At 40.4% G+C, this 11,861-nt stretch carries 6 protein-coding genes; 5 read left to right on the top strand and 1 reads right to left on the bottom strand.

Features of this window, described 5'->3' with window-relative positions; genetic code table 11:
- The first annotated feature begins 1 nt into the window (after position 1).
- From OK025_RS02770 to OK025_RS02750, 5 genes are all read left to right on the top strand, one after another.
- Positions 2 to 3,340, top strand: coding sequence for a SusC/RagA family TonB-linked outer membrane protein (locus OK025_RS02770; protein ID WP_317668261.1), 3,339 nt, complete (start codon positions 2 to 4; stop codon positions 3,338 to 3,340).
- Positions 3,341 to 3,360: 20 nt separating this feature from the next.
- Positions 3,361 to 4,680 (top strand): RagB/SusD family nutrient uptake outer membrane protein, encoded by a 1,320-nt coding sequence (locus OK025_RS02765; protein ID WP_317668260.1) that lies wholly within the window; start codon positions 3,361 to 3,363, stop codon positions 4,678 to 4,680.
- 74 nt (positions 4,681 to 4,754) lie between these two features.
- A complete protein-coding gene (locus tag OK025_RS02760; protein ID WP_317668259.1) occupies positions 4,755 to 5,480 on the top strand; it encodes a LytTR family DNA-binding domain-containing protein in 726 nt (241 codons plus the stop codon).
- Positions 5,481 to 5,710: 230 nt separating this feature from the next.
- Positions 5,711 to 8,821, top strand: a complete 3,111-nt coding sequence (locus OK025_RS02755) for a TonB-dependent receptor (RefSeq protein ID WP_317668258.1) — start codon at positions 5,711 to 5,713, stop codon at positions 8,819 to 8,821.
- Positions 8,822 to 8,857: 36 nt separating this feature from the next.
- Entirely contained in the window at positions 8,858 to 10,342 is a 1,485-nt protein-coding gene (locus OK025_RS02750; protein WP_317668257.1) for a RagB/SusD family nutrient uptake outer membrane protein, read from the top strand.
- A gap of 337 nt (positions 10,343 to 10,679) precedes the next feature.
- On the opposite strand, the gene OK025_RS02745 is transcribed toward OK025_RS02750, so the two are convergent.
- Complete coding sequence (locus OK025_RS02745; protein WP_317668256.1) at positions 10,680 to 11,861, bottom strand: PepSY-associated TM helix domain-containing protein; 1,182 nt, start codon at positions 11,859 to 11,861, stop codon at positions 10,680 to 10,682.

The following is an 11,861-nucleotide window of genomic DNA, read 5'->3' as shown; positions in this document are numbered from 1 at the left end:
AATGAATAAGTTTTTAATACCGTTGACCTTCATGTGTGTGCATGTTGTGCATGCGCAGGAATCCAGGGAACTGAAAGGAAAGGTTTTGGATGCGGTCACGTTAAAACCGGTCGTGGGGGCGACGGTTGTCGTTGAAAGTTCGGCAGTAGCAGAAGATATCGGCGTACCTAATCAGGTGCAGCAGTCGGCCTTGGGTTCATTGACCGATGCGGCTGGTGAATTTCGCTTAAAAGTGCCTAGTAATTTAAAATATGTAACGATTAGCTATGTCGGGTACCAGCGTATTCAGGTGCCGGTATTCCAGGATCATAAAACAATTTTACTACAGCCTAGTGGCGAGTCGTTAGATGAAGTGATCGTAACAGGTTATACGGATATCAAAAAACGTAAGAATACGACGGCTTACAATAAAATCAATGTAGCAGACATCAAACAGACGGGGGTTGCATCGATCGATGAAATGCTTGCTGGTCAGGTGGCGGGTTTGCAGTTGAGCAATTTTAACGGTGGACCAAATAGTGCACCACAGATCCGTATCCGTGGTACGGTATCGCTGAATGGTACACAGGATCCCTTATGGGTGATTGATGGCTTGCCTATCGAAGGCACTGCAATGCCAAACCGAATAGATAAAGACGATCTTAATAGTTTGACAAATCTTCCTATTGCAGGCATCAACCCCGATGATATTGCCGATATTACCGTTTTGAAAGATGCTGCAGCGACTTCAATCTATGGTGCGAGGGCAGCAAATGGGGTGATTGTAATTACCACAAAAAGGGGTAAACCTGGACCTGCAAAATTACAGGTTTCGGCCAACACCTTTGTAACACAGCGTCCAGACTTTGGTAAACTTAATCTGATGGATGCCAGTGAAAAAATAGATTTCGAACTTTTGATGGCCGACCGTACCGATTTAAATTATCGTACAGATAAGGGGGCTGTTATGCGGATATTAAACAAAGCAAATGCATTGGATGCTTATCGTTCTGGTGGTTTAGCAGCTCTGTCGCCGGAAGTACAACAGTCAATCAATCAATTGCGCACACAACAAACAGACTGGGGGAAAGAATTGTACCGTCAGGCAATTAATCAACAATATTCGGCATCCATCTCTGGTGGTAATGATGGACATCGCTACTATTTGTCCAGTGGTTTTTATGATGAAAAAGGAGCGACAAAAGCGGTAGATCTCCGTCGTTATTCCCTCACGCTAAATAATGACTTTACAATCAACGATCGATTTAAAGCCGGTATTAATTTATTGGGCTCGGTCTCGAATAGACAAAATCCAATTCAGGATCGGGATGCTTTTACGAACCCAAGTTATTATGTCCGTTCAGTCAACCCATATCTTTCTATTTATGATCAATCTGGGAAATTTAACTATGACCCAGATATCGAGGGTTTTGAAAAAGATACCTATATTCCTTTTAATGCAATAGAGGAACGTGAGAATACCAAATATACATTGACGAATAAGGCGTTAAAAGCAATCAGTTATTTAGAATACGCTATTTTACCACAGTTATCCTTGAGAACAGAATTTGGTTTACAATTTGATGAAAATAAAACAGAAAAATTTGCTGATCAGGAAAGTTATAATACCCGCAAATTGCGCGCTGCTACACGTTACTATGATGCCGCTAGTAAGACAAATAAGTATTTCTTACCTGTAGGTGGAACGATCGAGAATTCCAATAATAGCGTGTTTCAATACAATTGGAAAACGTACTTAAAATACAATAAAACTTGGAACGATCGCCACGAACTGGAAGTAATGGGCGGAACAGAACTGAGACGAAGCAAGAGTGAGATTGTAACGACTAAAGGCTTTGGATACAACCCGGCCACATTGACGACTCAAACGCTTATCTTTCCAAACAGTACATACCAAAATGATTCAAGGTTCGTGCAATATAGAAAAGGATTTGTGGAAAGTTCTTATGCCTCGTTCTATGGGAATGCAACCTATACATTTGATCGGAAATACAACCTATATGCAAGTATTCGACAAGACGGTTCGAATATGTTTGGTGTAGATCCTAAATACCGCTTTCTTCCGATTTGGTCTATTTCTGGATCATGGAATGTATTGGAAGAAGAGTTTATAAAAGGAAAAACAGCCTTGTCTGATCTCCGAGTGCGGGCCTCTTATGGTACGCAAGGAAATATTGATCGCAATACCTATCCTTTTATTGTTGGATACTATAATAACATTACCATGTTACCAGGTAATAATGAAGGAACAGTATTTGTCGATATGCCTGCCAATGATAAACTTCGCTGGGAAAAGACACAGTCATATAATGCCGGAATTGATTTGGGCTTATGGAAAAATAGATTAAATATCACTGTTGATTATTATAACAGAAAAAGCACAGACTTGATCGACTATAGCGCAATTCCATTAGAAAATGGTTTCCAAAATGTAAAAGTTAATTGGGCTTCCGCAAGAAATCAAGGTGTTGAATTGACTATCTCAAGCCGTCAAATCCAAACTGATAAATTTTCTTGGTCAACAGATTTTAATATTGCACATAATAACAACAAACTATTAAAGGTGCTGGCTAATCCAAAAGCTTATTCCCTTGAAACACAGGTAGGACGCCCAATTAATGGTTTATATGTGTTGGAAACAGCCGGATTGGATAAAGATGGGGTGATGCAATTTAGAAATCAAGATGGAACGGTTTCAAGCTTTGAGGAGTTCTATGGATTATATGATCCTTGGGCAGAGTTCCTGCCAGGGTATATTTCACAAACCGATATGACAGCTGCAGAATACCGCGCTAAATTTAAATATAAAGGCAGTAAAGATCCTAAGTTTGTTGGCGGTATGACCAACCGTTTCCGTTATGCTAACTTTGATCTTGCGATCTCTGCGGTATTTAATTTGGAACGTTGGGTGACCCGTACACCCACCTATAACCCGGCTTTGGTAGATCGGGGGCAGAATTACACTGTAGATCTGTTGAAGGCGGTTCAAAAGGACGGAAATATGCCCGCATTGGGAAGTATAAGTTCTGAATTAAATAATCGCTGGATGGCCTTTGGTTGGATGGAAAGCAACGATCCGATCAAATCATTCAACCTATATGATATCTGGGCCAAGAAAATGAGTTATGTCCGCATCAATAGTATACGTTTAGGTTACACCTTACCGGCCGCACTAAGCAAAAAAATTGGCGCAGGCAATTTGCGTGTGAATGTAGAAGGACGTAACCTTTTTGTTATCGGTGCTAATTACGACGGGTATTTTGATCCAGAGACCTATGGTAACTATTATGCGCAACCGATCAGTAAATCTTTTGCCTTTGGTCTGTCAGCAAGTTTTTAATTTTTTTAATTGATAATAACATGAAAAAAATAATTTATTTTGGAATGATCATGGCCGCTAGTGCATTGACATCCTGTGATAAATATTTAGATATAAAACCGGTAGGCACTGTCATTCCTGCTTCAGAAAGTGATTTTAGGGGGTTAATGACAAGTAGCTATGCAAACTTTCCTGCACACAAGTCTTATCTATCCCTACGTACGGATGAGTTAGTGTTAGATGAAAGTTCGACCGATGCTGCTAGAACCAAAGATATCTATCTTTGGAATGATCAAAACCCTGATCCGACAACGATTCCTTATCCTTACTTGACATTTTATAGCAGTATTTTTTATACCAATCAGGTCATCAGTACTATTGATGAAAAGTTGGCTAGCAATCCGACGGTGGATCAGATTAAAGGGGAAGCCTATCTGATGCGCGCCTATGCACATTTTGAGTTATTAAATCTTTACAGTGAGGTCTATTCGGCTAATAATGCAGGGCTTCGCGGTGTCTCTTTGTCAACGAAAATTGATTTGGAGCAGCGTTTTGTGCCTGCGACCATTGGAGAGTCTTATGCGCAGATCCTAACTGATATGGAGAAGGGGACTAGTTTATTAACAGTGGATGATCAGGTTAAAGGTGCTAATTATCGCTTTAGCAAACGTGCCGCTTATGCAATGGCCGCACGTGTTCGTTTATATCGTGGAGAATGGCAAGCAGCGGTTGATGCGGCAAAAAAGGCACTCACTATAAACGATAAATTGGTTGACTTGAATGTTGGGGGAAGTCAACTTCCGAATGATTTTGAATCTGCCGAGATGATTATGGCCCTGGAAAAAGTGTCTGTTCCTGAAGTTCGCTCGAGCTCATTTATTTCGTCTTCCTTATTGTCTGCATATTCGGATGGTGACTTGAGGAAAGGTCGTTACTTCCAAAAAAGTGGTGGCGATTTTGTATCCCTCAAAGGTGGAGAAAACCGTTTTAACGTGAGTTTTAGAAATGCTGATCTTTATTTGACTTTAGCAGAATGTTATGTACGGTTGGGGAATACTGCAGAAGCGTTGAAATACCTATCTGCTTTAAAGAAAAATAGATTCACAGCAGATGCCTATGCCAAAGAAACTAAGGCTGACGCAAGTTTGTCAACAGCACAGTTGCTAGATGCGGTTTTACTGGAGCGTAAGCGTGAACTGGCGCTAGAGGGATTACGTTGGTATGATCTAAAACGGACGACACGTCCTGCGATCACGCACAGTAGTTTCGGCAGAACGGTAACCCTGCAACAGAACGATCCTCGTTATGTGATACGCTATCCACAGGAAGCAATCAATAATAATCCCGATCTGTTGAAATAATCGATTTTTTTTAAATCCTATATATATTAATCCATTTTCTTTTTAGGAAATGGATTTTTTATTACATTCAACCCATGGGATGGAAAATACTGATTGTCGAAGACGAAGACTGGGCTTTTGTAGGCTTAAAGGAGATGTTGACTGCACTCTATGGAGAAAGTGAACTGATCTTTACCAATGCAAAAGAGGTGCAGGAAGCGGTGGTGACAATCAATAGAAATCAATTCGATCTGATTTTTATGGATATCCACCTGATGGATGGGCTGAGCTTTGAAATTTTTAAGCAGGTATCTATCGATGTGCCGTTGATTTTTACGACTGCTTACGAACAATATGCGTTGGAGGCCTTTCAAAATAAGGGTTATGCCTATCTGTTAAAACCTTTCGACAGCGATGAGTTGACTGAGGTTATGAAACGTATCGAACCGCTACTGCCCAAAGTAGAACCTCGGCTCAAACAGCGTTTTCTAGTGAAATATGGTAATTTTTTAAAGTCGCTGGCCATTGCTGATATTGCTTATTTTATGGCGGAAGACAAAGAGCTGTATGCTGTAGAAAAAGGATCTGGAATTGCATATATTATTGAAGATACCATCACTCATCTCGTTACACAGGTAGATCCAACAGTTTTTTTTCAGATCAATCGTAAATTTCTTGTCCGAATAGATGCGATTCAATCCATGTTAAAAATTAGCCGGAATAGAATTAAATTAGAGTTAATACCCTCAACTCCACCGGGAATTGTAGTCATTGTTAGTGAGGAACGATCTCCGAAGTTTCAAAAATGGCTTGATCAATAATAGTGAGTTAGCTTACTAAATAACTTTTGAAAGCTTAGTTTTTAATTTTAAATATTTCATTTACAGTGTTTTGTGTTTTTATATAACAAAATCTATTAATTCAATAGATTTTGTTATATATTTGCATTCCAATAAAAACTACTTATTCGGTAGATTTTGTTGGAATGCAAGGAGCCACTGTGTTTTTTGTATTTAATCACACTTAACTTATTTAGTAAAGCATTCTTACGATGTACGCAAAACTTAAATACATTCCTATTGCTGCGATAGCATTATCAGGTATTACTATGAACAGGTTGTATGCTCAGCAGCGGGCTATACAAGGAAAAGTTGTTGATGCCAATACCGGTCACCTACTTCCTGGAGTAAATGTTCGCATTTCGGGGCAAAATCAAGGAACCTTAACGAATTCAAAAGGAGAGTTTACAATCAATGTCACAGGTGACGCATTACCTGTATTGGAATTTTCTTTTGTAGGTTATGAATCTCAACAGCTGAAAGCAACAAGTACAAACTTAACATTGTCCTTGAAACCCTCCAGTACAGATTTGGAAGAGGTGGTGGTGGTGGCTTACGGTACTGCCAAACGTACAAACATAACTGGATCGGTCAGTACGGTGAGCAGCAAAGCTATTGAAAATAGACAGGTATCAAATATTACGAAGGCCTTGGAGGGACAGGTACCGGGCTTACAGTCCGTAGCGTCCTCGGGACAACCAGGTACTGAAGCAGCCATCCGTATTAGGGGCATCGGCTCCATTAATGCCTCCAGTTCACCTCTGATCGTGTTGGATGGTAGTCCTTATGCCGGGGATATCAACTCCATCAATCCGAATGACATTCAGTCTATCTCCGTTTTAAAAGATGCAGCATCAAGTGCACTTTACGGCTCCAGAGGGGCGAATGGTGTGATTATTATTACAACTAAGTCCGGTGTGTCTTCCGACAACACCAAGATTAATCTCAATTTTACACAGGGCTATTCAACCCGTGCAGTCCGTGACTATGATCAGGTATCGACCGATGAATATTTTCAGCTCTATTGGGAAGCTTTGAGAAACAAAAACCTGTCAGATGGCCTTACAGCAGAGCAAGCGGCCTCCAACGCAAGCAAGACCGTATTGACAGATTTAAATATCAATCCGTATGGCAGTCAATACCCGCAGCCGGTCGGAGTAGATGGTAAGTTGGTTGCTGGTGCGAAGACACTATGGGATGATCCATGGACCGACGTATTGCAACGTACTGGAGTGCGTACACAGGCAGACCTAGGATTTAGCGGAGGTAGTGCCAAAAGCACCTATTATATTTCAGGTGGTTATCTGAACGATCAGGGTATAGCGATCGAATCTGGATTTAAGCGGTACAATCTACGCGCAAATATCGACAGTAAGGTGAAATCCTGGTTAAATGTCGGTCTCAATATAGGTGGTAGCAGTACACAACAAAAATATCCGCAGTCTGAAGACAGCAATACGGCTAACATCATAAATTTTACGAGACTGGTGCCATCTTTTTATCCATACTACGAGCGTAATGCGGATGGTTCATATGTGCTTGATGGAGCTGGAAATAAGATTTATGATTTTGGAGAATATCGGCCAAGTGGTGCCACACCACGCAGTAACCTAGCAGCCTCTCTTCCTTTGGATAGGAATGATATCCGTCGGGAAAATCTATCTGCACGAACTTATCTCGAAGTGTTGTTTTCCAAAAATTTAAAATTTAAGTCGACATATAATGTTGATTATATCAATGGGAATACACACGACTATACCAATCCTTTGTTGGGAGATGGTGTGAATACCGGTGGATATGTCTATCGTTCAAATGTTCGTACAGTAGCGCAGACCTGGAATAATTTATTGACTTACGAGAAGCAATTTGGTTTGCATTACCTCAATGTTTTGGCCGGTCAGGAATACTATGATTTTAACAGTAGTAACATCAATGGTAGCAGACAGCAATTTGTGCTCCCTTACTTCGATGAACCTGCTGCTGCTTCACAACTCAATAATTTTACAGGATCTAGTGTTGATTATAGGTTGTTGAGTTTTTTGGGAAGAGCGGAATATAACTATGACAATAAGTATTATTTATCAACTTCGTTGCGTACCGATGGTTCGTCGCGCTTTTCGCCAGCAAAACGTTGGGGAACATTCTGGTCTGTGGGAGGATCATGGAAGCTGAAACAGGAAGAATTTTTGAAGGATAACACAACGATTAATCAGTTGACGGTAAGAGCAAGTTATGGCGGACAAGGAAACGATAATTTAGGTACCTATTATGCTTATAAAGGACTTTATACCATTGCAAATAGTTTGGGTAAAGGCGGAACGTATACCGGTCGGTTGGCTACACCAGATCTAAAATGGGAGTCGAACCTCAATTTGAACGTAGGTGTCGATGTCTCTGCATTTGATAACCGCGTTTCATTGAGTGTGGAGTACTTTAACCGTCGGAGTAAGGATTTGCTGTTTACTATGCCAATGGCTTATTCAACAGGGTATACGGGCTATGATGCAAATATTGGTGCGCTGAAAAATACGGGTGTCGACGTGGATATTCGTACTGTCCCGGTTCGAAATGAAAATTTTAAATGGAATTTAGACGTCAATCTTTCGCATTACAAAAACAAGATTACAGCGTTGCCGAAGGATAACAAGCCGATCATTACAGGGAATAAACTTTTGCGTGTAGGCGGAAGTATCTATGATTTTTATCTGCCGGAATGGGCTGGAGTAAATCCAGAGAACGGTCTGCCGCAATGGTATACTGCTGATAAGGATGGTAATAAAACTGGTGAAAAAACTTCGGAATACAGCAAGGCCGGTAATTTTATTGCCGGGACTTCATTGCCAGATCTTGTCGGTGGGATTCAAAACAGTTTCGCCTACAAAAATTTTGATTTGTCTGCTTTGTTGAGTTTTAGTTTGGGTGGACAGATATTAGATAACGATTATATTCAGCTTATGCATAGTGGTAATAATCCGGGACGTGCTTGGTCCAAGGAGATCCTCGAGCGCTGGACGCCTGAGCATACGCAAACCGATGTGCCCAAATTGACAACTGATAATTTGAATTGGACCTCTTCGTCCACACGTTTTCTTTACAGTGGCACTTATGCACGCCTTAAAAATGTGAGTTTGGGCTATAGATTACCTTCGGATTTATTGAAGCGGATAGGTGTAGAAAAACTTCGTGTCTTTGCAACTGCCGAAAATCTATTGACATTTTATGCTCATCAAGGAATGGATCCAGAACAGACGGTGAATGGGGCGACCTATTTTCGCTATCCGGCAATGCGAACAATATCCGGTGGTATTCAGCTTGTTTTTTAATGCCTTATTGTTAATCTGAGAATTTAAATGAAAATCATGAAACTAAAAATTGTATATATCATATTGGCGCTCTCCTTAATGAATGCATCGTGTAAGGATGCGCTTGAATTGGATCCGACCACTTCTGTGCCCGAAGGTGAAGTATTTAAAAATACCGACAATGTTGCTACGGTGATCAACGGTACCTGGAAGTACTTAAATGATACCTATTTTACTTATGCCAATCCAGGCTATACGGCAGTAATGCGTACAAGTGATGCGATGGGAAGTGATGTTGCGGTGACGACCAAATACGGTTATCGCGATGCGTATGCATTTACCGAATTAACAAACAATCGGTCTAATCGTGTCAATTCTTTTTGGATTATGTTTTATAAAGTGATCGATAATATGAATAACGTGATCGCGAAAGTGGATGGTGCTGAAGGGGCTGTTGAATCTAAGAATGTATTGAAAGGAAAAGCAAAAGCTTTGCGCGCTTTTTCCTATTTGAATTTGGCAACCTTTTATCAATTTAGCTATTTAAAGGATAAAAATGCGAAATCGGTTCCAATTTATACGGAACCAAGTACATTGTCGACTGAAGGAAAACCAAGGTCCACACAGGCAGAAGTGTATGAGCTTATATTGAAAGATCTCAAAGACAGTGAAGGATTATTAGCCTCGGCTGGTATACGTGAAAAATATGAAATAAATATTAATGTTGTGTATGGTCTGCTTGCGAGGACCTATTTGCAAGTAGGCGAATGGAAGTTAGCCGCTGAATATGCCGAAAAAGCAGCGCAGAAGTATAATTTAATGACTCCGTCAGATTATCAGGCCGGTTTTAATGATCTTGGAAATAGTGAGTGGATTTGGGGACATCAGCAGACTAACGAGCAAAATGTGGCAAGTTATACATTTCATTATTTGGATGTGTCGTCAGCTGGATCTTATTACTATAGTTTTATGGCCGATCCTTATTTTAAAGATTTATTCGATACCAGTGATGTGCGTTACGCTTTATTTGAATGGGATAATTTACCCGGTCGGGAAGGTTTCCTACGGTATAAGAAGTTTAAGTTTAAGTCCAATTTAATTGGAGATATTGTATACATGCGTGCTTCTGAAATGGTTTTGATAGCGGCTGAAGGTTATGCAAGAGCTGGTGAAAACGATAAAGCAGTAGCAGCGCTGAATAAATTACGGGCGGCTAGAAACGCTAAACTGTTTTCAGGAAATGATAATGGACAATTAATTGCTTCCATTCTTATTGAAAGACGCAAGGAACTTTGGGGTGAAGGATTTGCTTTGTCGGATATTCTCCGGACTCAGGGAAAGGTTGTGCGTAAGTCCTATCTTGATGCGGAGGGAAAACCAATTCAAGTAGAAATTGTAGGTGCAGACGGTAAGCCTAAGCTGGTTAATGGTCAAGGGCACCGGGTTACTAAATTTCCTAATGGTTCTAATTTTGTTGAAAACAGTCCTTATTATTTATTTGCTATACCATACGAAGAGACGGTTCGAAATCCGAATCTTTAGTATGTTTTTGTTGGTTTGTTATTGAAGAAATCCGGTACACTTCTGTGTATCGGATTTTTTTTTCTCGCGCGACTTTCTTTTTTGGTTGTGTGCTTTGCCTCCTTCTGTCGAAGAATGCTTCCTTTTTTAGTATTTGCGCTGTTCGCACAGCTTCGTGTTGGGATCTTCTCGTTTTAAAGGTTGTCGTCTTTTTGTCTTGTATGTTGTTTTTTTCAGATGGTTTATCGCATTTCTATAAATTACACAAGAGATGGTGTCGGTAAATAGGGTAAGGGTTAGTTTTCCACATTATGTTAATAACGCTGTTGAAAACCTGTTTAAAAGAAAAATACAGTTATTAACAGTACTTATTAACATTATGTTGATAACCTTTCTTTTTCTTCTTTTTGCTTTTATTCATCCAGATGATATATCCTGTGATGGGCAAGGAAGCACAAAAGAGACTGGCGAGGCAAGCGATAATTTTTGTTGTGAGCCCACCGATGCCACCGGTATGAATATCATAGTTAAGTGCACCGAGCTTATCCCCATACTGCAATTCGTTGCTGGATTTGACTGCTGTGAGACTGCTGTCTTTTTTATTATAATAAAGCCAGTCAAATACACCACTTCGTTTTTCATGATGTCTCACCTGTATATCCATTGCTGTTTCGGTTTCTTTTTTTAGTCGGATCGACATCATTTCAGCATCCGGATAATTTGTTAAGGCATACCGCAGCGCATTGTCCTGAAATTTCTTTTCCACAGCGGGCAAGGGTATAGGGGAACTGTGTGTGGAAGAAGCTGTTGGCGACTGCAATAAACTGAATGTTGCGATATAGGTCTTTTTGAAATCCGGAAAAGCAAAAGCGAGCCCCGTAATGGCAAAAATCAATCCGATAAATAAACTGTAAAATCCGATGACATTGTGGAGGTCGTGGTTCAGTCGTTTCCATTTTACTTTGGTATCTAACCAAAAACTGCGCTTGAGATTCTTGCCCTTCCATTTTTTTGGCCACCAAAGAACGATGCCGCTAAGTAAGATAAGGACAAAAATGGTCGTTGACCAGGCGACGATAGGATGGCCATATTGCTTGCCCAAGAGGAGGTTTAGGTGAAGCTGAAGCACCAGTTGAAAGAATTCTGTTTTTGAATTTTCTACTTGCTGTACTTGACCAGTATATGGATTGACGAAAACGCGTTTGTAATAGCGGTAATAATTCCAATGGCCAAATGCTTTTTCGTCCGTTTTTATGGCACGAAATACCCAAGTACGATTTTTCGAAGGATAGAGATCAACCCGCGTGATTTTTTGATTTTTTTCGAGGCTTTTCTGTGCGTTGTAAAGAAGTGTGCTTAAAGGTAGCGGAGTTTTGGAGTGGTTGGTTGTGTCGGAGATAAAATATTTTTCAGGATAAGCCCAGAGCTTGAGCTCATCCTGAAAGGTGTATATGCTACCCGTCAGGCTTAGGATGAATACCACAACTCCGGTGATGATTCCGAGCCATTTATGCAACCAAAGAACGACAGTTTTAAACAT

This window comes from Sphingobacterium sp. UGAL515B_05 (genome assembly GCF_033097525.1).
Classification (GTDB): Bacteria; Bacteroidota; Bacteroidia; order Sphingobacteriales; family Sphingobacteriaceae; genus Sphingobacterium.
The sequence above is the reverse complement of the archived record's forward strand: the minus strand, read 5'-3'. Positions and strand labels throughout refer to the sequence as shown.

What these genes read in the sequence shown, in the direction of transcription:
- OK025_RS02770 (WP_317668261.1), top strand. Translation starts at nt 2, where the DNA reads ATGAATAAGTTTTTAATACCGTTGACCTTCATGTGTGTGCATGTTGTG.
- OK025_RS02765 (WP_317668260.1), top strand. Translation starts at nt 3,361, where the DNA reads ATGAAAAAAATAATTTATTTTGGAATGATCATGGCCGCTAGTGCATTG.
- OK025_RS02760 (WP_317668259.1), top strand. Translation starts at nt 4,755, where the DNA reads ATGGGATGGAAAATACTGATTGTCGAAGACGAAGACTGGGCTTTTGTA.
- OK025_RS02755 (WP_317668258.1), top strand. Translation starts at nt 5,711, where the DNA reads ATGTACGCAAAACTTAAATACATTCCTATTGCTGCGATAGCATTATCA.
- OK025_RS02750 (WP_317668257.1), top strand. Translation starts at nt 8,858, where the DNA reads ATGAAACTAAAAATTGTATATATCATATTGGCGCTCTCCTTAATGAAT.
- OK025_RS02745 (WP_317668256.1), bottom strand. Translation starts at nt 11,861, where the DNA reads ATGTTTAAAACTGTCGTTCTTTGGTTGCATAAATGGCTCGGAATCATC.